The organism is Streptomyces sp. 150FB, assembly GCF_000818195.1.
Classification (GTDB): domain Bacteria; phylum Actinomycetota; class Actinomycetes; order Streptomycetales; family Streptomycetaceae; genus Streptomyces.
In genome coordinates, this window is record NZ_JTHL01000001.1 from 8,663,441 (window position 1) to 8,684,611 (window position 21,171).

The 21,171-nt window shown below is 71.7% G+C and carries 23 protein-coding genes; 13 read left to right on the forward strand and 10 right to left on the reverse strand.

Features of this window, described 5'->3' with window-relative positions:
- Positions 1 to 324 precede the first annotated feature (324 nt).
- The 4 genes from QR77_RS45585 (at position 325) to QR77_RS37195 (ending at position 5,601) form a co-directional block, all read left to right on the forward strand.
- On the forward strand, positions 325 to 1,455 hold the full coding sequence (locus QR77_RS45585) for a DUF6777 domain-containing protein (protein ID WP_040026385.1): 1,131 nt from the start codon (positions 325 to 327) through the stop codon (positions 1,453 to 1,455).
- Between the two features lie 44 nt (positions 1,456 to 1,499).
- Positions 1,500 to 3,572 (forward strand): SpoIIE family protein phosphatase, encoded by a 2,073-nt coding sequence (locus tag QR77_RS37185; protein ID WP_040026386.1) that lies wholly within the window; start codon positions 1,500 to 1,502, stop codon positions 3,570 to 3,572.
- A 161-nt stretch (positions 3,573 to 3,733) separates the two neighbouring features.
- Positions 3,734 to 4,720: an aldo/keto reductase gene (locus tag QR77_RS37190; protein ID WP_040026387.1), complete on the forward strand. Its 987-nt coding sequence runs from the start codon at positions 3,734 to 3,736 to the stop codon at positions 4,718 to 4,720.
- Entirely contained in the window at positions 4,717 to 5,601 is an 885-nt protein-coding gene (locus tag QR77_RS37195; RefSeq protein WP_052489351.1) for an amidohydrolase family protein, read from the forward strand. The genes QR77_RS37190 and QR77_RS37195 overlap by 4 nt, the downstream gene beginning before the upstream one ends.
- 26 nt (positions 5,602 to 5,627) lie before the next feature.
- Here the strand turns inward: QR77_RS37195 and QR77_RS37200 are convergent, their stop codons facing one another.
- Together QR77_RS37200 and QR77_RS37205 are read right to left on the reverse strand one after the other, a co-directional pair.
- Entirely contained in the window at positions 5,628 to 6,494 is an 867-nt protein-coding gene (locus QR77_RS37200; protein WP_052489352.1) for an oxidoreductase, read from the reverse strand.
- A 184-nt stretch (positions 6,495 to 6,678) separates the two neighbouring features.
- Positions 6,679 to 7,386 carry an alpha/beta hydrolase gene (locus QR77_RS37205; RefSeq protein ID WP_063798126.1) on the reverse strand — a complete coding sequence of 236 codons (708 nt, stop codon included), beginning with the start codon at positions 7,384 to 7,386 and terminating at the stop codon, positions 6,679 to 6,681.
- 143 nt (positions 7,387 to 7,529) lie between these two features.
- Here QR77_RS37205 and QR77_RS37210 point away from each other — a divergent pair, with 143 nt between their 5' ends.
- Entirely contained in the window at positions 7,530 to 8,396 is an 867-nt protein-coding gene (locus QR77_RS37210) for a DNA-formamidopyrimidine glycosylase family protein (protein ID WP_040026389.1), read from the forward strand.
- 99 nt (positions 8,397 to 8,495) lie between these two features.
- Here QR77_RS37210 and QR77_RS37215 read toward each other — a convergent pair whose 3' ends face one another.
- Positions 8,496 to 9,152 carry a zf-HC2 domain-containing protein gene (locus tag QR77_RS37215; protein WP_040026390.1) on the reverse strand — a complete coding sequence of 219 codons (657 nt, stop codon included), beginning with the start codon at positions 9,150 to 9,152 and terminating at the stop codon, positions 8,496 to 8,498.
- 86 nt (positions 9,153 to 9,238) lie between these two features.
- Between QR77_RS37215 and QR77_RS37220 the strand changes: the two genes are divergently transcribed.
- The 4 genes from QR77_RS37220 (at position 9,239) to QR77_RS37235 (ending at position 13,153) form a co-directional block, all read left to right on the forward strand.
- Positions 9,239 to 9,988 carry a LytTR family DNA-binding domain-containing protein gene (locus tag QR77_RS37220; RefSeq protein WP_040029318.1) on the forward strand — a complete coding sequence of 250 codons (750 nt, stop codon included), beginning with the start codon at positions 9,239 to 9,241 and terminating at the stop codon, positions 9,986 to 9,988.
- A 93-nt stretch (positions 9,989 to 10,081) separates the two neighbouring features.
- On the forward strand, positions 10,082 to 10,444 hold the full coding sequence (locus tag QR77_RS37225; RefSeq protein WP_040026392.1) for a hypothetical protein: 363 nt from the start codon (positions 10,082 to 10,084) through the stop codon (positions 10,442 to 10,444).
- Complete coding sequence (locus tag QR77_RS37230; protein WP_040026394.1) at positions 10,441 to 11,931, forward strand: cation acetate symporter; 1,491 nt, start codon at positions 10,441 to 10,443, stop codon at positions 11,929 to 11,931. Before QR77_RS37225 ends, QR77_RS37230 begins: the two co-directional genes overlap by 4 nt.
- 31 nt (positions 11,932 to 11,962) lie before the next feature.
- On the forward strand, positions 11,963 to 13,153 hold the full coding sequence (locus tag QR77_RS37235; protein ID WP_040026395.1) for a histidine kinase: 1,191 nt from the start codon (positions 11,963 to 11,965) through the stop codon (positions 13,151 to 13,153).
- A gap of 35 nt (positions 13,154 to 13,188) precedes the next feature.
- Here QR77_RS37235 and QR77_RS37240 read toward each other — a convergent pair whose 3' ends face one another.
- Complete coding sequence (locus tag QR77_RS37240) at positions 13,189 to 13,701, reverse strand: hypothetical protein (protein ID WP_040026397.1); 513 nt, start codon at positions 13,699 to 13,701, stop codon at positions 13,189 to 13,191.
- 165 nt (positions 13,702 to 13,866) lie between these two features.
- Positions 13,867 to 14,448 (reverse strand): sigma-70 family RNA polymerase sigma factor, encoded by a 582-nt coding sequence (locus tag QR77_RS37245; RefSeq protein ID WP_040026398.1) that lies wholly within the window; start codon positions 14,446 to 14,448, stop codon positions 13,867 to 13,869.
- Between the two features lie 265 nt (positions 14,449 to 14,713).
- Between QR77_RS37245 and QR77_RS37250 the strand changes: the two genes are divergently transcribed.
- Positions 14,714 to 15,913, forward strand: a complete 1,200-nt coding sequence (locus tag QR77_RS37250) for a CapA family protein (RefSeq protein WP_040026399.1) — start codon at positions 14,714 to 14,716, stop codon at positions 15,911 to 15,913.
- Between the two features lie 68 nt (positions 15,914 to 15,981).
- Here the strand turns inward: QR77_RS37250 and QR77_RS37255 are convergent, their stop codons facing one another.
- Positions 15,982 to 16,443, reverse strand: a complete 462-nt coding sequence (locus QR77_RS37255) for a universal stress protein (protein WP_040026400.1) — start codon at positions 16,441 to 16,443, stop codon at positions 15,982 to 15,984.
- A 270-nt stretch (positions 16,444 to 16,713) separates the two neighbouring features.
- On the opposite strand from QR77_RS37255, the gene QR77_RS37260 reads away from it, so the two are divergent.
- Positions 16,714 to 17,613: a polysaccharide deacetylase family protein gene (locus QR77_RS37260; RefSeq protein ID WP_040026401.1), complete on the forward strand. Its 900-nt coding sequence runs from the start codon at positions 16,714 to 16,716 to the stop codon at positions 17,611 to 17,613.
- A 116-nt stretch (positions 17,614 to 17,729) separates the two neighbouring features.
- Here the strand turns inward: QR77_RS37260 and QR77_RS37265 are convergent, their stop codons facing one another.
- A complete protein-coding gene (locus QR77_RS37265; RefSeq protein ID WP_040026402.1) occupies positions 17,730 to 18,395 on the reverse strand; it encodes a class F sortase in 666 nt (221 codons plus the stop codon).
- 310 nt (positions 18,396 to 18,705) lie between these two features.
- Between QR77_RS37265 and QR77_RS37270 the strand changes: the two genes are divergently transcribed.
- The gene (locus tag QR77_RS37270; RefSeq protein WP_040026404.1) at positions 18,706 to 19,194 is read left to right on the forward strand and encodes a hypothetical protein; all 489 of its coding nucleotides are present in this window, start codon (positions 18,706 to 18,708) and stop codon (positions 19,192 to 19,194) included.
- A 124-nt stretch (positions 19,195 to 19,318) separates the two neighbouring features.
- On the opposite strand, the gene QR77_RS37275 is transcribed toward QR77_RS37270, so the two are convergent.
- The 3 genes from QR77_RS37275 to QR77_RS49885 form a co-directional block, all read right to left on the reverse strand.
- Positions 19,319 to 19,855, reverse strand: a complete 537-nt coding sequence (locus QR77_RS37275) for a hypothetical protein (protein ID WP_040026406.1) — start codon at positions 19,853 to 19,855, stop codon at positions 19,319 to 19,321.
- A 211-nt stretch (positions 19,856 to 20,066) separates the two neighbouring features.
- On the reverse strand, positions 20,067 to 20,831 hold the full coding sequence (locus QR77_RS37280; protein ID WP_040026408.1) for a DUF4239 domain-containing protein: 765 nt from the start codon (positions 20,829 to 20,831) through the stop codon (positions 20,067 to 20,069).
- Positions 20,832 to 20,845: 14 nt separating this feature from the next.
- Entirely contained in the window at positions 20,846 to 20,977 is a 132-nt protein-coding gene (locus QR77_RS49885) for a hypothetical protein (RefSeq protein WP_040026409.1), read from the reverse strand.
- Positions 20,978 to 20,987: 10 nt separating this feature from the next.
- Between QR77_RS49885 and QR77_RS49535 the strand changes: the two genes are divergently transcribed.
- A partial coding sequence (locus QR77_RS49535) for a hypothetical protein (RefSeq protein ID WP_236710964.1) occupies positions 20,988 to 21,171 on the forward strand: 184 nt, incomplete at its 3' end.

The following is a 21,171-nucleotide window of genomic DNA, read 5'->3' on the forward strand; positions in this document are numbered from 1 at the left end:
GCCGAGAGCGGCCGGCGCGAGCCACAGGCGGCGTAGCGCGCGCAGGGCGGAAGAGGGCGGGGCGCCGGACGTCTCCAGCAGTCGCAGCCCCAGCGGCACGATCACCAGCATGCCGAGCGCCACGATCAGGCTGACCAGCACGGACATCGCACCCCACCCCCCGAATTGAACGCGTTCAAGTCCTACGTCGAGCTTATGCCGTTGCCTGAACGCGTTCAAGTCCCCCTCCCTGCCTCCCGGATCGGCGCTGCTCCCGCTTGCGGGCCCGGGGCCGATCCGGCAGACATAGGGAGATACGTGTTGAGGAAGAGGCGGGAGACACCGGTGCGCTCACCCATCCGACGTCGGCATGTCGCGCTTGCCGCGCTGTCCGCCGGCATTCTGATCACGGCAGGCTGTGGCGGGAAGGTCAGCGGCAAAGAGGCGCCGGACGCCAGGGAACTCTTCCTCCAGACCGCCGGAGCGCGGGGACCCGACCCGTTCACCGCGTCGACCGCCGCCCCCGCATCCCGCTCCGGCGCCGTGCCCAGGGGGAAGCCGGGCGACACCTCGGCCGCCCGGTCCGCGGCGCCGGACGACGTGGCCGCGTCCGCCGCCCGGATGGCGCGCTCGCTGCCGGGCTCCACGCCAGGCCTCTACGGCGGCAAGAGGTCGCGGTCCAGTTGCGATGTCGAGCGGCAGGTCCGCCTCCTCACGGAGGACCGCGGGAAGGCCAGGGCGTTCGCCAAGGGGGCGGGGATCAGACCCGCATCCCTGCCGTCGTTCCTGCGGGGCCTCACCCCCGTGGTGCTGCGGGCCGACACCCGGGTGACGAACCACGGCTTCCGGGGCGGCTCAGCCACCTCCTTCCAGTCCGTGCTCCAGGCAGGCACCGCCGTCATGGCGGACGACCGGGGCATGCCGCGCGTGCGCTGCGCCTGCGGGAACCCGCTGCGCCCCGCCGTCGCCGTACAGGGCGCCGTCGCCCACCGGGGCGCCAAGTGGCATGGATACAGCCCTGGGCGGGTCGTGGTCGTCCAGCGCGCACCGGCCGCCGTGGGCGGACTGGTCATCGTCAACGCCGTCGACAACACCTGGATCGAGCGCAGGACCGGCACCGACGGCGACGAGGACCGGGTGCCCGACGTGATGCCGCCGTACGACGCCGACGCGGACATCACCGACCCGGACGCCGTGGCACCGCCGGGGGTGCCACTGCCGGACGACCCGTCCGGCGCGCCCACGCCCAGCGACCCGGCGGTGCCCACGCCCTCCGACCCGCCGTCCGGCAGGGACGGCACGCCGCCCCCGTCCGACGCCCCCACCGGCGACACCCCGCCGGACGCCCCCGAGCCGAGCGAACCGCCCTCACCCGACGATCCCGGGCTCCCGCCCGAAGGTGATCTCTATCCGCCGATGCCGGACGCGCAGCAGACCAGCATCGGACTCATCAGCCCCGAGACGTATCAGAGCTGATCAGACCAGTCGAGAATTCCGACAAATGATGACAGAGTGTTCCCATGGTTGATCGGGCGGCCGGTCCCCTGACGCTCCCCGACGACTGGCCCACCAGGCCGGACCGGAGCATGGCCCTCAACCGGATGGGGACCTTCGACTGGGACCTCGACAGCGGGCTGCTGCATCTCGACGGGCCGGCGCTCGAGGTGTTCGACATGCGCCCGGACGACTACGACGAGCGGCCGACCACCCTCGCCCCCCGGATCCCGCACACCGAAAGCGTCCGGCTGGACACCCTGATCTCGCAGGCGCTCAAGGACGGCAGCGTCAGCTACGGCGCCTACCTGCGGATCAGGCGCCCCGACGGCGAGCTGCGCTGGACGCACACCCAGGGCCACATCCAGCGCGACGCCGAGGGCCGCCCCCACCGCATCATCGGTATCGTCCGCGACGCTGCGCAGGAGCTGGCCGACGCCACCTCCCGGCTGGAACTGGAAGCGGGCCGCCGCGTGCAGACGAGCGTCGTGGAGAGCACCACGGCCGCGCTCGCCCACGCCAGGACCGTCCGGGACGTCATCGACGTACTGAAGGAGTCCGGCGGACTCGAACATCTCGGCGCCACCAGCCTGGTCATGGGCCTGGTCGAGTCCGGGCGCATCCGCCTCGTGGCCGAAGGGCCCGAAGGGTCCTTCGTGCCCGGGACGCGCATCACCCGGATCGACGAGCGTTACCCGATGAGCGAGGTCGTACGGGGGCTCACGCCCCGCTTCATCGAGTCCCCCGAGGACTTCGCCGAGTCCTACCCCGAGCTGTGGCGCCACATCGACCACCTGGGCATCACCGCCGCCGCCTACCTCCCGCTGATCGCCCAGGGACAGCCCATCGGCGCGCTCGGGCTGATCTACGGCGACAAGAACGGCTTCACCCCCGAGGACCGCAACCTGCTGGTCGCCCTCAGCAGCAGCATCGCGCAGAGCCTCCAGCGCGCCGTGCTCTTCGAGCAGGAGCACGACCTCGCCGAGGGGTTGCAGCAGGCGATGCTGCCGCGCAGGATCCCCTCGGTGGCCGGGGCCCAGATCGCCGTCCGCTACCGCTCGGCCCGGTTCGGGAGAGACATCGGCGGTGACTGGTACGACGTCATCCCGCTGCCCGGCGGCCGGGTCGGGGCGGTCATCGGGGACGTGCAGGGGCACGACACCCACGCCGCCGCCGTGATGGGACAGCTCCGCATCGTGCTGCGGGCGTACGCCGCCGAGGGGCACTCACCGGCCACCGTGATGGCACGCGCCTCCGTGTTCCTCCACGAGCTGGACACCGACCGCTTCGCGACCTGCATCTACGCCGAGGCCGACCTCACGACCGGCGTCATCCAGCTCGTCAGGGCCGGCCATGTCGACCCCCTCATCAGGGAAACGGACGGCAGTTGCCGCCGGCTGCCGGTGTCCGGCGGCATGCCGCTCGGCCTCTCCGCCCTCTTCGGCGGCCTCGACTACTCGGTCAAGTCCTTCGAGCTGAAACCCGGCCAGACCCTGGTGCTCTACACCGACGGTCTCGTGGAGCAGCCGGGCACCGACCTCGACGAGGGGATGCGGCAGCTCTCCGAGCTGGTCAAGACCGGTCCGCGCGACCTCCAGATGCTCGCCGACCGGCTCTGCGAGGTGGTGGACGAGCGGGGCGGCGAGGACGACGTGGCCGTCCTGCTGCTGCGCCGCAGGGGCGCCTACGCGCCGCAGACCGGCGGCCGGCTCCAGCAGCACGTCGCCCGGAACGACCCGGAGGCCCTCAGCTCCGCACGGCACATGATCAGGGCGGCCGTCGGCGCCTGGGGCGCCAGGGAGCGGTCCGACGAGATCGAACTCGCGGCCGACGAGCTGATCACCAACGCGCTGATGCACACCGAAGGCGGTGCCGTCGTCACCGTACGGGTGCTGCCCGGGTCGCAGCGGGTGCTGCGCATCGACGTGGACGACCGCTCCAGCGCGCTGCCGCACCGGCGCGACGCGGGGGAGGCGGGCGTCTCGGGGCGCGGGCTGCTGCTGGTGGACCAGCTCGCCGACGCCTGGGGCGTGGAGTCGCGCGGCAGCGGCAAGTGCGTATGGTCCGAGTTCGTCATCCCCGACTCCTCCGGGCGCTGAACGGCCGTCGACTGCCGACCGACCGATAGATCGGACAGCTCCCGCAGAAAATGCCGCAGACAGCTCCCTCACAGGTGTTGACGCCGTCCAGTCATCCGATGAATATTTCTCCTGGTCGACGGCACCGGTCGTCGGCACGGCTTGCGGGAGGCGGCAGCGGTATGCGGCACACCACGCTCGGACGCGGTGCGGTCCCGGTGACCGCGCTGTCCTTCGGGTCCGCCGGGATCGGCGGCCTCTACACCTCCGTACCCGCCGAACAGGCGGCCGAGGCCGTCGACGCCGCCTGGGACGCCGACATCCGGTACTTCGACACCGCACCCCACTACGGCATCGGCCTCGCCGAACGCAGGCTGGGCGAGGCACTGCGTACCCGCGACCGCGCCGAGTACACCTTGTCCACCAAGGTCGGCAGGGTGCTCGAACCCGTACGGGCGGCAGCCGGCGAGCCGGTCGGCGACGACCTCGCCAACGGCTTCGCCGTACCGGCCACGCACCGGCGCTTCTGGGACTTCAGCGCCGACGGCGTACGCCGGAGCATCGAGGACAGCCTCGAACGCCTCGGCCTCGACCGGATCGACATCGCCTACCTCCACGACCCGGACGACCACGGCGACGAGGCGTTCACCCAGGCGTACCCCGCCCTTGAACGTCTCAGGGCGGAAGGGGTCGTGGGCGCGATCGGCGCCGGGATGAACCAGACGGCCATGCTCACCCGCTTCGTACGGGACACCGACGTCGACGCCGTCCTGTGCGCCGGGCGCTTCACCCTCCTCGACGGCTCCGCCCTCGCCGACCTGCTGCCCGAGGCGGCGGCGCGCGGCACCAGCGTCGTCGTCGGCGGGGTCTTCAACTCCGGGCTGCTCGCCGACCCGCGCCCCGGCGCGACGTACGACTACACGGCGGCGCCCGCGGACCTGCTCGACCGGGCTCTGCGGATGGACGCGGTCACCCGGCGCCACGGCGTCCCGCTGCGCGCCGCGGCGCTGCACTACCCGCTCCGGCACCCGGCGGTGGCGAGCGTCCTGGTCGGCACCAGATCGGCGGACGAGGTGCGCGACGCCGCCGGGCAGTTCGCCCGTACCATCCCCGACGACCTCTGGGCCGAACTGCGCGCGGAGGGACTGCTCACGGAGGACGCCGTATGACACAGCCCGACGAACAGCCCACCGGACAGGCGGGGCAGAGCGGCGTCGTCGACGCCCACCAGCACTTCTGGGACCTGTCCGTACGTGACCAGGACTGGATCACCGGACCGGAGATGGCCCCCATCCGGCGGAACTTCTCCCTCGAAGACCTGGAACCGGAAGCGCGCGCCGCGGGCGTCACCGCCACCGTTCTCGTCCAGACCGTCACCGTGGCCGAGGAGACCCCCGAATTCCTCGCCCTCGCCGCCGGCAGCGACCTCGTCGCCGGTGTGGTCGGCTGGACCGATCTCACCGACCCCGGCATCGGCGACACCCTCGCAGCGCTCCGCGCGCTCCCCGGGGGCGGCAAGCTCGTCGGCATCCGCCACCAGGTCCAGGGGGAACCCGACCCGGAGTGGCTGCTGCGGCCCGAGGTCAGGCGCGGACTGGCGGCGGTGGCCGAGGCCGGGCTCGCCTACGACCTGGTCCTCCTGCCCCAGCAGCTCCCCGCAGCCGCCAGGACGGCGGCGCTGCTGCCCGAACTCACCTTCGTACTCGACCACCTCGGCAAGCCGCCGATCGCCACCGGCGACCTCGAACCCTGGGCACACCACCTCGGGAACCTCGCCGCCAGGCCCAACACCTTCTGCAAGCTCTCCGGCATGGTCACCGAAGCCGCTTGGGACTCCTGGACCGCCGAAGGCCTGCGCCCGTACGCCGACACCGTGCTGGGCGCCTTCGGGCCGGGGCGGGTGATGTTCGGCTCCGACTGGCCGGTGTCCACGCTCGCCGCTTCGTACGGTGAGGTGCTCGAAACGGCCCGCACCCTGACCGACGGGCTGAGCGCGGACGAGCGTACGGCGGTCTTCGCGACGACGGCGCGGCGGGCCTACGGGCTCTGAGGAGCGGCTCTGAGCGGCGGTTCTGGTCAGGCGCCGATCGTGTCGAGTTCCGCGAGCGCGTCGGCGGACAGTCCGATACCCGCCCCCGTGACGTTCTCGCGAAGGTGCGCCACCGACGAGGTCCCCGGGATCAGAAGCGTCGTCGGGGAGCGCCGCAGCAGCCAGGCCAGCGCGACCTGGCCGGGCGAGGCGCCGAGCCCGGCGGCGACCCGGTCGAGCACCTCCGACTCCAGGGGGCTGAAGCCGCCGAGCGGGAAGAAGGAGGCGTAGCCGATGCCTTCGCGCGCACACCTGTCGACCAGTTCGTCGTCGCCCCGGTTGGCGAGGTTGTAGAAGTTCTGTACGCAGACCACCGGCGCGATCGACTGCGCCTCGCTGAGCTGCTCGCCCGACACCCCGCTGACCCCGAGATGCCGGATCAGCCCCTGCTGCCGCAGCTCGGCGAGCGCCCCGAACGGCTCGGCGAGCGAGCCGGGAGCGGAGGTCAGCGTTTCGCCGACGCGCAGGTTCACCACGTCGAGCGCGTCGAGCTCCAGGTGCTGGAGGTTCTCGTGGACGGCGCTGGTCAGCTCCTCGGGGGACAGCGCCACTTGCCAGGACCGGTCGGGGGAGCGCCGCGCGCCGACCTTGGTGACGATGTGCAGGTCGTCCGGATAGGGGTGCAGAGTCTCGCGGATCAGCTCGTTGACGGTGTAGGGACCGTAGTAGTCGCTGGTGTCGATGTGGGTGATTCCCAGCGCCACCACCTCGCGCAGTACGGCGGCCGCCTCGTCGCGGTCGCGCGGCGGCCCCCACACCTCGGGGCCCGCGAGCCGCATCGCTCCGTACCCCACCCGGCTGAGCGTGAGACCCTCGGCCAGGTTCAGGTTTCCGCCGGGAAGCGGCTTCGACATGGGTGGTCCTTTCCCCGGCCGCGCGGAGGCCCGCCCGTACGGCGTCCGCGCGGCTCCGTGAGTCGGTGGCTCCGCTCCGTCCCCCTGCCTCCAGCCTGCCGTGCGAGCCGTCCCGCCGCTCGTCCTGGAAGGCCGGGGAGGCCTGGCAGACGCGGGAGGCCGCAGGGCCGGACGCCCCGGTCCCTCAGACCGACAGGACCGGTCCCTCGCCGTTCAGGAAGGACCGGCGCACCACATCGGGGAACGGGCCCATGTCCAGCAGCGCCATCACCGTGTCGACGGCGAGGGAGTGCCAGGTGGAGGCCCTGTGCAGCATCGGATGGTCGCCGCCGGAGAGCAGGACGGCGCAGGCCTCGGCGCCCGCCCGGCGCGCCCGGGCCGCCATCGCGACGCTGCCGCCCGGATCGGTCGTACGGTCCCGGTCGCCGTGCAGCAGCACGGCCCGCCGGCCGGCCAACTGCTCGGCCGGTTCGTCGTCCGGGCACCACGGGGCCAGTCCCACCACCCCGGTCACCAGACCGTGCCCCGCCACGCTCAGCGCGGCGCGGCCGCCCATCGAATGCCCGATGAGCACCACAGGAACGTCACCGGCCAGCAGCTCCAGCTCGTCGAGCGCGCGCCGCGCGTCGCGGGCGGCGTCGGCCCGGCTGCCGTTCCAGCCCCGGTGCCGGTAGCGCACCCGGCCCACCACGACGCCGTCCCCCTCGGTGGCCCGCAGCACCGCCCGGGTGAAGGGCCGCATCCGGGCGAGCGCCAGATTCACCAGGGGCGGCGGATCCTGGCTCAGTGAGCGCCCGCCGTGCAGGAGCAGGACGGCGGCGCGGGGGCGCGCGGCCGTCCGTTCGATGGTCAGGGCGGGTCGGACTGTCGTACGGCGGTCGGTCACATGCACGTGAGCGCCTTTCCTCCGAGGGCGAGCGGGCCGGGCGCCCTGTCCGGATGATTCGTAGCGGAAGCGGCGGCGGATGGCTCCCGCGCGGTGCCGCCGAGGGCCTGTCGGGGCATTCGCGCGGCGACTGCGGCACTCTGGTAAGCATGCCTGAAGTTCCCGAAGTCGAAGCGCTGCGAGAATTCCTCGACGAACGGCTGGTGGGCAAGGAGATCGTCCGCGTCCTGCCCCTGACCGTCAACGCGCTCAAGACCTACGACCCGCCGCTGTCCGCCGTCGAGGGTGCGACGGTCACCTCCGTCGGCCGCCGGGGCAAGTACCTCGACGTCGTCGCCGGTGACGCCGGTCTGCACCTCGCCATCCATCTCGCCCGCGCCGGCTGGCTGCGCTGGAAGGACTCGTTCCCGCCGCAGCCGCCGCGCCCCGGCAAAGGGCCGCTCGCCCTGCGGGTCGTGCTCGCCGAGGGCGACGGCTTCGACCTGACCGAGGCAGGTACGACCAAGCGCCTCGCCGTCCATCTCGTACGCGAGCTCCCGGACGTCCCCGGCATCGCCACGCTCGGCCCCGAGCCGCTCGACGACTCCTTCGACCGGGACGCGTTCGCCGCGCTGCTCGCGGGGGAGAGACGCCAGCTCAAGGGCGCGCTGCGGGACCAGCGCCTGATCGCCGGGATCGGCAACGCCTACAGCGACGAGATCCTGCATGTGGCGAAGATGTCGCCCTTCAAACCGGTGCACAACATGTCCGAGGACGAGATCACCGTCCTCTACGAGGCGATGCGCACCACTCTGACCGACGCCGTCGAGCGCACGCGCGGGGTGGCCGCAGGCCTGCTGAAGTCGGAGAAGAAGAGCGGACTGCGCGTGCACGGCAGGGCCGGGGAGCCGTGTCCCGTCTGCGGCGACACCATCAGACAGGTGTCGTTCGCCGACTCCTCGCTCCAGTACTGCCCGACCTGCCAGACCGGGGGCAAGCTCCTCGCCGACCGCAGGCTCTCCCGACTGCTGAAGTGACGCGCGCTGAAGTGACGCGCGTCTCCGGTCCGCGCCGCCGGTGATGTGTACCACCTGTCGCCTGCCGTCACCTGCCCGTCGCCTCATGCCGTCCACCGGTCATCCGCCGATCGTCACCAGGCGGCGGCCGTCCGCCGTGCGGACCTCGAAGTGGTCGATCTGGTCGGGCCGCAGCGCCGCCCCTCCGGTGGTGAGCAGCGGCGCCTTCCCGTCCTTCGTGGCCTCCCAGGTCGTCACGGTCTCCCGCGAGCCGTCCCTTCCCACCGCGATCAGGGCGCAGACACCGGACACACCCGGCCGCTCCAGCTTCAGACCGATGTCCGTCCCCCAGGCCTTGCCCGCCGCCGTCACCACGGCCGACGTTCCCGTGCTGTGGTCCGTCGCGCTCCAGCGCGTCACCGCCGTGTCCCGAGGCCCCGCGCCCGTGCCGAGCACGGCGAGCGGGCCGCCCACGACGAGCACCGCGGCGGCCGCGACGAGCGCGAGCCGCCGCCTGCGGCTTCTTCGGCGCGCAGTGACCGTACGGTCGAGCATGCCGCGCAGCAGGTCCGGGCTGACGGCGGTGAACGGCGACACATCGGCCGGCGTCCGCCTGACGTACTCGTCGAGCTGCTCCCGCACCTCGCTGAAGCGCGCCAGTCGCAGCGCGCATCCGGGGCACTCCATGAGGTGGTCCTCGAACCGGAACGCGTCGGCGGCGTCGAGCACGCCCAGCGCGTAGGCGCCGACGTCGCGATGAATGTCCAAGGTCCGCATACTGTCTGGTACGTGTAAGAGTCCTGGAACACTCAATGCGGATGGCCGCTGATCCGCACGCCGAACTGGTCGTACACTCCGGCGTCATGCTGCGCGTACTGGCTGTGGACGACGAAGAACCGGCCCTCGAAGAGCTGCTGTACCTCCTGCGCGCCGACCCCAGGGTCCGCGCGGCCGAGGGCGCCACCAGCGCCACCGAGGCGCTGCGCCGGATCGGCGCTGCGCTGGACGCGGGCCCCGGCGACCCGGCCGCCGTCGATGTGGTGTTCCTCGACATCCACATGGCCGGTCTCACCGGGCTCGACGTGGCCAGGCTGCTCGCCGGATTCGCCGAACCCCCGCTGATCGTCTTCGTCACGGCCCACGAGGGCTTCGCCGTCCAGGCCTTCGACCTCAAGGCCGTCGACTACGTCCTCAAACCGGTCCGCAGGGAGCGGCTCGCCGAGGCCGTCCGCCGGGTCGCCGAACTCGTGGGGGACCGGTCACCCGTCACGGACACCGCCGCCGACCAGATACCCGTCGAACTCGGCGGTGTGATCCGCTTCGTGGCCGTCGGCGACATCACCTACGCGGAGGCCCAGGGCGACTACGCCCGGCTGCACACCGCCACCGGCAGCCATCTTGTGCGCATCCCGCTGACCGCGCTGGAGGAGCGCTGGCGCTCGCGGGGCTTCGTACGCATCCACCGCCGCCATCTCGTCGCGCTGGGCAGGATCGACGAACTGCGGCTCGACGCCGGGGCGATGAGCGTACGGGTCGGGGACGCCGAACTCGCCGTCAGCCGACGGCACTCGCGCGCCCTGCGCGATCTGCTGATGCGGCTGCCCGGCCGCTGAACGATTCCCCCCGCCGCCGGGGCGTGCGTACACTCCGGGCCCGGGGACAACGGGCCCCGGCCGGGAGGCGGCGCGTGACGGGGGAGGGACACGATGACGGGTGAGCCCGCGCCACGCCGTGAGGTCGTCACCGGCGAACCCCGAAGGGTACGGCCGCTGCCCCGCTACCGCGCCCAGGCCGAGATCGACGAGCAGACCGCGCTCGGCGACGCGTACGTCCGCTCCCTGATGCGCAGTCAACTCCGCGCCGGACTCACCGCCTTCGGCGTCCTCGCGCTGGTCGCCGGCACCCTGCCGCTCGCCTTCGCCGCACTCCGCGACGCGACGGCCTCCTGGATCGTGCTCGGCTTCGCCGCTTACCCGCTGCTGACGCTCCTCGCCTGGTGGTACGTGCGGCGCGCCGAGCGCAACGAACGGGACTTCGCCCGGCTCGTCAAGGGCCGGCCCCCGCAGTGAGCCAGAGCTACACGGTCACAGCCGTCACCACCGTCGTCCTCGCCACCGTCCTCATCGGCGGCTTCGGGCTGCGGATATCCCGCACCACCTCCGACTTCTACGTCGCCTCGCGCACCGTCAAACCGGCGCTCAACGCTGCGGCCATCAGCGGCGAATACCTTTCCGCCGCCTCCTTCCTCGGGATCGCGGGCCTCGTCCTGCTGCACGGCCCCGACATGCTCTGGTACCCGGTCGGCTACACCGCCGGCTATCTGGTGCTGCTGGTCTTCGTCGCGGCGCCACTGCGCCGCTCGGGCGCGTACACACTCCCCGACTTCGCCGAGGGCCGGCTGGAGTCGCTGGCGGTACGCAGGCTCGTGAGCGTGCTCGTGGTCGGCGCGGGATGGCTCTACCTCGTACCGCAACTTCAGGGCGCTGGGCTGACGTTGACCACCCTGACCGGCGCGCCCTACTGGTTCGGCGGGGTGCTCGTCGCGCTGGTCGTGGTGGTGTCGGTGGCCGCCGGCGGCATGCGCAGCATCACCTTCGTGCAGGCCTTCCAGTACTGGCTCAAGCTCACCGCGCTGCTCGTCCCCGCCATCTTCCTGCTGCTCGCCTGGCAGGGCGACGGCCGGCCGCGACTCGACCTGGCCGTGACGAGGGATGTCGTGGGGCGCGTGGACCATCCGCTGTACGCCACCTACGGGCTGATCGTCGCCACGTTCCTCGGCACGATGGGCCTGCCCCATGTCGTCGTGCGCTTCTACACCAGCCCCAACGGCCAGGCCGCCCGCCGCACCACCGTGGTCGTGCTGGCGCTGATCGGCGCGTTCTACCTGCTGCCGCCGGTGTACGGCGCGCTCGGCCGGCTCTACGTACCCGAACTCCCGCTCGGTACCGACGCCGACGCGGCTGTGCTGCTGCTCCCTGAGCACGCGATCGGCGGTGTCGGAGGCGATCTGCTCGGCGCGCTGGTCGCCGGCGGGGCGTTCGCCGCGTTCCTTTCCACCGCCTCCGGGCTGACGATGGCCGTGGCCGGAGTCCTCACCCAGGATGTGCTGCCCTCGCGGGGCGTACGGCACTTCAGGCTGGCCACCCCGCTCGCCATGGGCGCCCCGCTCGGCGGATCGCTGCTGATCAGCGGCATGCCGGTGGCCGACTCGGTCGGAATGGCCTTCGCGGTGTCCGCCTCCTCCTTCTGCCCGCTGCTGGTGCTCGGCATCTGGTGGCGCAGGCTCACCCCGCAGGGCGCGGTCGCCGGGCTGCTGCTCGGCGGCGGACTGGCGTTCATCGCCACGCTCGTCACGGTCAGCGGCACGGTGTCCGGCGGCTGGGCGCACGCGCTGCTCGCCTGGCCCGCCGTCTGGTCGGTGCCGGTCGGCTTCCTCTCGATGATCCTGGTCTCCCTCGCCACACCCCATCGGATACCGCCGGGCACCAACGCCGCGATGACCCGCTTCCATCTGCCCGAGGCGCTGGCGCCGGACGGCAGGGGAGGCACCCGATGAAGACGCGGCACCGGACGAAGGGTTGGACAGGGTGAGCGGAGCCGCCCTCGCCGTCCTGATCGTCCTCGGTCCGCTGCTGCTCGCCGGCGGCTTCCTGCTCGGCCGCCGCACGGCGCGCCCCGAGCGGATCAGTGACGTGGGAACACCCGTGGAGCACGCGACCTTCGAGACGCTGCACACCGCTTCGCTCGCGAGCCCGCCGCTGCGGGCGGGTCTCACCGAGGAGAGTGCGCGCAAGGCCGCCCACCGGCTGCGTTCGCTGCTCGGCACCGACGCGCTCTGCCTCACGGACCGCGACCAGGTGCTGGCCTGGGACGGTTCCGGGGAGCATCACGCCGGGCAAGTGATGGACCACGTGCGGGAGTTGCTGGACAGCGGGCGCGGTACCGCCTTCGCCGGCGGCTGCGGCGACCTGGACTGTCCGCTGCGCTGGGCGGTGGCGGCCCCGCTGACCGTCGACCACCGGGTACTCGGCGCGCTGGTGGCGTACGCGCCCCGCGAGTCGGCGGTCCTCGCCAGGGCGGCGGGCGAGGTCGCGCGCTGGGTCTCCGTCCAGCTCGAACTCGCCGAGCTGGACCGCTCGCGTACGCAGCTCATCGAGGCCGAGATCAGGGCACTGCGCGCGCAGATCTCGCCGCACTTCATCTTCAACTCGCTGGCCGCCATCGCGTCCTTCGTCCGCACCGACCCGGCGCGGGCCCGAGAACTGCTCCTGGAATTCGCCGACTTCACCCGCTACTCGTTCCGCAAGCACGGCGACTTCACCACGCTCGCCGACGAGTTGCACTCCATCGACCAGTATCTGGCGCTCGTACGCGCCCGGTTCGGCGAGCGCCTCTCCGTCACCCTCCAGGTCGCACCCGAGGTACTGCCCGTGGCGATGCCGTTCCTCTGCCTCCAGCCACTCGTGGAGAACGCCGTCAAGCACGGCCTCGAAGGCGCGGTGACCACGAGCCGGATCACCATCAGCGCGCTCGACGCCGGCGCGGAGGCCGAGGTGGTGATCGAGGACGACGGCGTCGGCATGGAACCGGACCGGCTGCGGCAGATCCTGCGCGGTGAGGGCGGCGCCTCGACCGGGATCGGTCTGCTGAACGTGGACGAACGGCTGCGCCAGGTCTACGGGGACGACTACGGCCTGGTCATCGAGACGGGCGTCGGTGCCGGGATGCGGATCACCGTACGCATCCCCAAGTACCGGGCGGGCGTGCACGGTTCATAGGCGCGGAAGCGCTCTGTCCGCTCGCTGCCGGGCGGTCAGAACAGGTGGATCGCCAGATGCCCCAGCGGCAGGCCGAGTTGCCAGGCCGGGGTCCACACCTGGGGTCCCTCCTCCTCCCCGAGCGGACATGGCTCACCGCCGGGCGGACCCACGGCGTCGAGGTCGGGCGCCAGCAGCTCCGTCTCCTCCAGCCACCGCCACGCGGCGCACGCCAGTTCCAGATCCGGGTCCTCGCCGCTCGTACCGGCCTCGAAGGCTGCGGCCACGAGCCGGTCGAGCCGCCCGCAGACCCAGTCGCGCCAGGACGTGCCGTACGCGGTGAGTGAGCGCCACTCCTCCATCCTGGCCCCCACGGGCGGCACATCGCGCGACCCGTCGGCGAGGAAGATGGTCAGGGCCAGCGCGTCGCGTCCCGCGCGGTATTCGAGGGTCGTCGGCGGCATCAGGTCACCGGTGCGCAGCAACTCGTCGGCGATGTACTCGGCGTACATCCATGCCATCGGCACCAGCAGTCCACCACCGGCCCCTTCCGTATATTTCGGGCGCATCGCTTTCCGCCTTCCTTCCTCTCCGTGAAGTCTGCTTCAGGGAGCATTGAACCGGCGGCGGACGCCTCGCGTGGCCAGAAGGACAGGATCGGGCGGCCCCTGGGCGCGGATTGTGACGGGTGTGACCGGTGATGGTGCACAGGCGCGCTCAGGGCGGGTCGACGGCTATCCGGCGCCGGTCAGTCGGGCGTCCGCTCGGTCCGCGCGGTCCGCCGAGGACGGTCCGCTGTAGCCGGGGAGCGAGCGGCCGAGCGCGCGCAGCGCGTAGTACGAGCGTGACTTGACCGTGCCGCGCGGGATGCCCAGCACCTCGGCGGCCTCCGGCATGCTCAGCCCCCGGAAGTAGAGCTGCACCAGGACGGCGCGGTGCTCGGGGCTGAGCGCCTTCACCGCCTCCCGTACGTCGAGGGTCGCCGCGGCGGCCTCGGTGAGGTCCTCCGGATCGGGGGTCGCCGCCAGGATCACGTCACTGATCTCCGCCGGCCGCACCAGCCGGGACCTGCGGGCGTCGATCGCCAGCCGGCGGCCGACCGTGAACAGCCACGGGCGCATGGACTCGAAGGGGGCGTCGAAGGCCTCCGGGTGCTGCCACGCGCGGACCAGAGTCTCCTGGAGCAGGTCCTCGGCGCGCTGCCGGTCGCCGTAGGTGAGGCCGAGCAGGAAGCGGAGCAGCGCGGGGCCGTGTTCCCGCTGGAGCCTCGCCAGCGCCCGCTCGTCGGTCGTCGCCGTGGCCGTGGCAGTGGTCATCGTGAACGTCCTCTCCTCCAGGGGGCGCCGGTGAATGGCGGTCACCTCCGCCTGGCGTATCCGAACGCATACCGGCGCCCGGCGACAGAGCGTGCGCGCGGGTGTGCGACGAGCGGTCACTCACTGCGGCGAGTGGTGCGGTGAACGGTCCCGTGGAGGCGTTCGGACCGATTAATCGTATTTATCGGCAAGGTCCCTTGACTCGAATAAATATGACTGTATGAACTCTTTGGGCTGATATCCCTCGAAAGAAGGAGATTGCCCGATGGGCAAGCACGCACGACAGGGAGCGGTGGCCGCGTTCACCCTGCTCCTCGGAACAGCGGCGGCCTGCGCCGCCCCGGACAAGGCCCCGGGCCCCGACTCCGGCCTCTCCCGGCTCGGCTCCCCGCCGGCCTCGGTCGTGGGCGGAGCGGGGCCCCAGCACGGCTTCACCCTCGTCGCTTCGGGCGATGTGCTGCCGCACGACTCGGTCATCCGGCAGGCGGCCGCCGACGCGGGCGGCGGGGGATACGACTTCCGCCCGATGCTCGCCGGCGTGAAGCCGGTCGTCTCCGGCGCCGATGTGGCGATCTGTCATATGGAGACGGTGTACGGCGAGGACGGCGGCCCCTACACCGGCTATCCGTCCTTCAAGTCGCCGCCCGAGATCGCCCGGGCGCTGCGGGACACCGGCTACGACTCCTGCTCAACCGCGTCGAACCACACACTCGACGACGGCAGCGCCGGGGTACGCCGTACCCTCGACGCGCTCGACGAGGCGGGTGTCAAGCACGCGGGTTCGGCCCGCACGGCGGCCGAGGCCACCCGCCCGGCCATGCTGGAGGCGGGCGGCGCGAGAATCGCCCAACTGGCGTACACCTACGGCACGAACGACGTCCCGCTGCCCGTCGGGCAGCCCTGGGCGGTCTCCCTGCTCGATGAGAAGAAGATCGTCGCCGACGCCCGCGCGGCCAGGGAGGCGGGAGCCGATGTCGTGGTGGTCAGCCTCCACTGGGGCACCGAGTGGGAGACACCCCCCGACGAGCAGCAGATCAGCCTCGGCCGGCGGCTCACCGCGTCCAGGACCGGCGACCGCCCCGACATCGACCTGATCGTCGGCACGCACGCGCATGTCCCGCAGGCGTACGAGAAGGTCAACGGCACCTGGGTCATCTACGGCATGGGCGACCAGATCGCGGGTTCGATGGTCAACTACGCCGACCAGAACGACCCCCGCGGCAATCAGGGCTCGATCGGCCGCTTCACCTTCGCTCCCCCGTCGTCCGACGGCGGCCGGTGGACCGTGAAGAAGGCCGAGTTCATCCCCGAGTGGATGGACACGGACGCCGGACGGGTGGTCAGCCTGCCGGAGGCGACCCGCGAGGACCCGGGCCGGGGCGACTACCGCGAGGCGCGGGAGGCGATCCGTACGGCGGTCCTCAGCAGGGGCGCCGAGAAGGACGGCCTCACCATGGGCCGCTGACCCGTACGCACCACCGGGCGGGGCCCCACGGCGGGGTCACGCCCCTACGCGTCCACGGCCCTGCGGTTCTACGGGACGACGGTAACCGGCCAGCGGCCGGCCTTGACGAGCCGGATCGCCACCGACCCGACGATCCGGTGCCCCGCCGACTCCGAAGCGCCCACCACCACGGCGTCCGCGGTGAGTTCGTCGGCCGCGGTGACGAGTCCGTTGTAGGGGTCGCCGTGGAAGGTGTGGAACTCCCAGCGGACGTCCCAGACGCCCTTGGCCCGCTCGGTGGCCGCACGGATCTCGGACACCAGTTCCTCTGCGATCTCCCCGGTCGTATCGGCGACCGAGGCGCCGAGGGCGGCGCCGGCGGGAATAACGGGCTGTACGTAGACGATCGCCAGCAGCGCGTTCTGCCGCCGGGCGAGACCTCCGGCGTACGAGGCGGCGCGGAGGGACGACGAGGAACCGTCCACGCCGACGACGATCACTTTCGGGCCGTCGGTACCGCGTTCGAATTGGGAGGGCTGCTGCTCAGTCACGGCAGGCAGGTTATCCGTATCCGGACACGTGTCCACCAGCGGTCTCCTTCGAGGGACAGCCCCGGCCCGGCATGTCCGGATCCGTTCCGTACCCCCCGCCTTCCGTTCCGTACCCCCAGGTGGCCGGGGGTACGGTGTGAGCGCGCCGCCGCCGCTCTTCCCCGGTGCCGTTTTCGGAGCCCGGGGAACTGGCTGGTCCCATCGGGCTACTTTCGCCCTGGGTGCGTGTCGTGCGTGCGTGCGAAGCATCCGCCGTGCGAGCTATTAGTCATGAAAAAGGACAAGATGATTCCGAGGCGTCATGCCGTTCTGCGGATCACCGGCTGCCTTGGTGCCGCCGTCACCGCGCGGATGATGATCACGGGACCGGCCCAGACCCCCGGCCAGGCCGCGGTCACCCCTTCCCCTTCCCCGTCTTCGTCGTCGGCCGCTGCCCCGGCGGCGGGACCGGTGGCGGCCGGCCCTCAGGCTGGCGCGCAGCGGGCCGCAGCGGCTCCGCTCAACCCGTCCGCCTACCGGCTGCGGCCGATGACGTCCGACAACCCGCCCGGTCCGCACAGGGACGCGCCGCCCGTGCGAGAGGAGCCCTTCTTCAAACTGCCCGACCTCGGCAACTCCGTCGTGCTCACCTTCGACGACGGCCCTGACCCGCGCTACACCCCGCAGGTCCTGAGCGTGCTGCGCGAACACGACGTACGGGCGATGTTCTTCGTGTGCGGCGAGATGGCCTCGTACAACAAGGCCCTGCTGGCCGAGGTGGCCGACGCCGGCCACATCGTGGGCAACCACACCTGGACCCACCCCGAACTGCCGAAGCTCTCCCGCGCCAAGATTCGCGACGAGATGGAGCGGACCAGTGAGGTGATCGAGAAGAACACGGGCGCGGCGCCGCTCTGGTTCCGGGCCCCCTACGGCTCCTGGAACAAGCACACCTTCGAACTCGGCTCGGAACTCGGCATGGAGCCGCTCGCCTGGACCGTCGACACGATGGACTGGACGATCCCGGGCACCGACAGCATCGTCAAAGCCGTCATGGACGGTGCGGGACCGGGGGTCGTCGTGCTCTCGCACGACGCGGGCGGCAACCGCTCGCAGAGTGTGGCGGCGCTGCGTCTCTATCTGCCGCGCCTGCTGGCGGCCGGCTACCGCGTCGCGATCCCGCACCGGTGACCCGGGGCCCGGCCCGGTGACGGCGGGGCACTGACGTACCCCTTACGTACCGAGGACGCGACCGGTGGGGCGCGTCCTCGGTATGCCAGGCGTGCGTACTGCTCGTTCCGTCCTGCTCAGGTCGTCCGGACCAGCCGTGCGAAGACGACGACGTTGCCGTCGTAACCGTTCGCCTTCGAGTAGCCGCCGCCGCAGGTGATCACGCGCAGCTCCGGGCTGCCGGTGTCGCCGTAGACCCTGGCCCCGGGAAAGTCGTTCTTGGAGAAGACCTCGACTCCGTAGATCTCGAAGACGGCGACGCGGCTGTCGAACCGGGTCACCTCGATGTGCTCGCCCTTCTTCAGCGAGCCGAGCCCGTAGAACACCGCGGGCCCCGCCAGGTTGTCGACATGGCCGACGACGACGGCCGTGCCCAACTGGCCGGGCGAGATGCCGTTCTGGTACCAGCCCGCGATGTTGGGATCCTGCGGCGGCGGCGCCTCGATCCAGCCGTCCTTGTCCAGGCCCACATCCATGACGGGCGCGTCGACCTTGATCTCGGGGATCCGGACGCGCTCCATCGCCGCGTACGGCAGCGGGCGCAGGCCCTCGGGGGCAGCGGCGGCCATCGCGGCCGGGTCGCGCTCCTGGCTGTCCGGTGCCGCCGCGGACGCGGGCTGGGGCGGGCCTGACGGTACGTCCACCCCGTTGCGCATCATCGCGATGCCGGTGAGCATGACGAGAGCCAGTACGCCCCAGGGCGCCCGCCTCCTCGACTCCGGGCCGCTGTGGTCCTGGCCCATGGTTCTCCCTTCGTCGGCACCTGTAGGCACGCTAAGCGCGCGCTGCCGGGGCGGCGATCACTGACGGGCGAACGGGTGGCGCCCACTGCGCCCATGACCCATATGAGTAATCGGCATATAAAACTTCTGATGGTCCCTGACCTGCGGCTCCGTCAGGCGGTCAAGCATTCTGACGGCGTGTCGCCTCACCGGGGTGGACCAGCGCCGAAATGCGGGCAATGGGGCGCCCGGTGAGGGTTCGTCATGGAAGGCGTACTCGTCGATCTTCCCGGAGCACCGCTTTGGGGCGTCTTCCGCTGGAGGAACAACCATGCGTGCTTCACGCGCTTTCGCGGTTTCCGCGGCCGCCTGCGCGGCGGTGGCGCTCTCCGCCCCGCTGGCCGGCGCCACCAACGGTCCAAGGGACGTCACCGTCAACCCGGAGGCCGTCCACCAGGGCGGCAGGATCCACATCAGCGCCGACGGCTGCGGTCACGGAGGCTCGGTCACGTCCAACGCCTTCCCGAGGGTCGAGTTCCCGGTGAACCCCTCCGGGCACGTCAGTGCCACGGCGAGGATCCACGACAACGCGACGCCCGGCCGCTACAACCTCGCCGTGCGGTGCAACGACCCGGGTACCCGCTCGGTGACCGTCCCCTTCACCGTGCTCCCCGGCCGGGGCTCGATGGGCGGCCTCGGTGGGTCGGTCGGCCCGAGTTCCACGGAGATGGGGGTCGGCGCCGGCCTCGTCGCCACGGCGGCCGTCGGCGGCTCGCTCTTCATCGCACGGCGTCGCCGGCTGGGCGACCGTACGGTCTGAGCACCGCTCGTCCCCCGTACGCCTGTCGCCCCGAGTCCTGTGACGAGGACTCGGGGCGACAGGCGTACGGGGGACGGCTTGTCGGGCAGATCGGAACTGCCGGGGCTGAAGGCCCTGGCCGGGCTCAGTGACTCCGGCTCTCGTTCCGCCGCCGGACGACATAGATGGTGCCGGTGGCAGCCGCCATCACCAGCGCCGTACCGGCCACGATCTCGGCGGTGTTCATGCCGCCCATGCTGCCGCCGAGACCACCTCTGACCCCGCCGGGCGCCGACGAGGTGGCGCTGACGCTCGGTGTCGGTGTCGGCCGGGGGACCGGTGCGCCCCCGGCGATGGTCAGGTTGGTGCTCCCCGAACCGCCGCCGCAGGTGAACTTCACCGGGTACCGGGCGCCGGGCTTGGCGTCCCAGTCGACGGTGGCCATGGCCTTGCGGCCGGACGGGACGCTGACGCTGTCGAAGACGCCGGAGGTCACGGTGGCGGTGGTGTCGCAGTCGGTGAGGGCCAGGGTCACCCTGCCGCCCGCGGCGATCGTCGACGGGGTGACGGTGAAGCCGAACGACGTGATGTTGCCCTGGTACGCCGCTGCGGCGTCCGGGGTGGCCAGTGCGAGAACGCCCACTCCCAGCAGAGCGGCGGATGCGGCACGTATCGCGCGCATGGTGAGTCCTCCGGGTCCCCGAGGAGCAGACTGCGGAACCAATTTCCACAAATGGCAGGGAATGCACCTCGATGCCGGAAACGCTAGGAGTGCATTAGCACACCCGCGATCGCTGTCGGGCGAATGGGGCACGGATGTCCCCCGGGCGGTGGACATCCGTTCAGTCCCTCGCAGCTCCGCGCCCGACAGCGACAACGTCGCGAACTGTGTCTCAGGAGCGGATGTTCGGGAAGAGATCGAGGAAGGGCTGGGCCGTCGCCGAGATGCCGCGCCCGTATGCGGCGTCGAAGTCCCAGATGAGGAAGAGCAGGAAGGCGATCAGGACGCTGAAGAGTCCGGCCAGCAGCAGTTCGCGGAAGGTCCGCCGGATCTGGAGCAGGAAGATCAGACCCACGGTGACCACGGCCCCGGTGATGAGTCCGAACCAGACGACCCCCGGCATGGTCGGTCCCGCGTTCTGCGCCCGGGTCCCCCGAGCGTCGTCGGCCGCCGCCACCGCGTCGACGAGCGGCTGGTAGGCCTGCCCCTCCAGGTCGGTCTTCGGCGCGTATTGGGTGATGTCGCCGCGTACGGTGTCGAGCAGCGCGCCCCCCTTGTCCGTCACGGTCTCGTGCTCGGTCATGTGGGGCCACTCGGTGTTCACGACGTAGCTGACGTACGCGTCGACATCGGCGCGGATCCGGTCCCGGACGTCGGGCGGGTAGACCTGCACCCGCTCCTGGACCTCGTGCAGGGCCTGTGCCTCCTGGCGTACGGACTCCTGGGCCGCGCCGCGGCCCTCCCAGACGCCGGCGATCGCGAGCCCGAGCACGATCGCGTAGATCACCCCGATCATCATCGTCATGTAGTCCATGACGTCGGGAGTTTCGCTGGTGTCGTCGTCATCTCTGACGTGACGGTTGTTGATGAGGACGATGGTGATGACGACGACGCACGCGGCCGCCATCGCGATGCTCAGAACGAGCCATTCCGACATGGAGTCTCCGTCGATCAGCGGGAGCGGGGGCGCAGGACGGCCACCGCGAGTACGGCGGGCGCGGTGAGCATCAGCATCATCAGGACGGGCGAGGTGCCCTTGCGGGGCGGCTTGTGCACCGCCTTGTGATACGCGGGCAGCGCCACCGCCGAGGGTGTGGGTGAGGCCGACGGGGTCGGCGAAGGGGTGGGGCTCGGCCTGGGAGCCGGCTTGGGTGCCGGGGCCGGCGGGGGCGGTGTTCGCGGGGGAGCGGGGATCGGCTCGGGCGCCGCGCGTGGCGGTGCCGGAGTGGGCCTGGGCGGTGTCGGCGGCTTCGGTGTCACCGGAGGGCGGCTGGTCG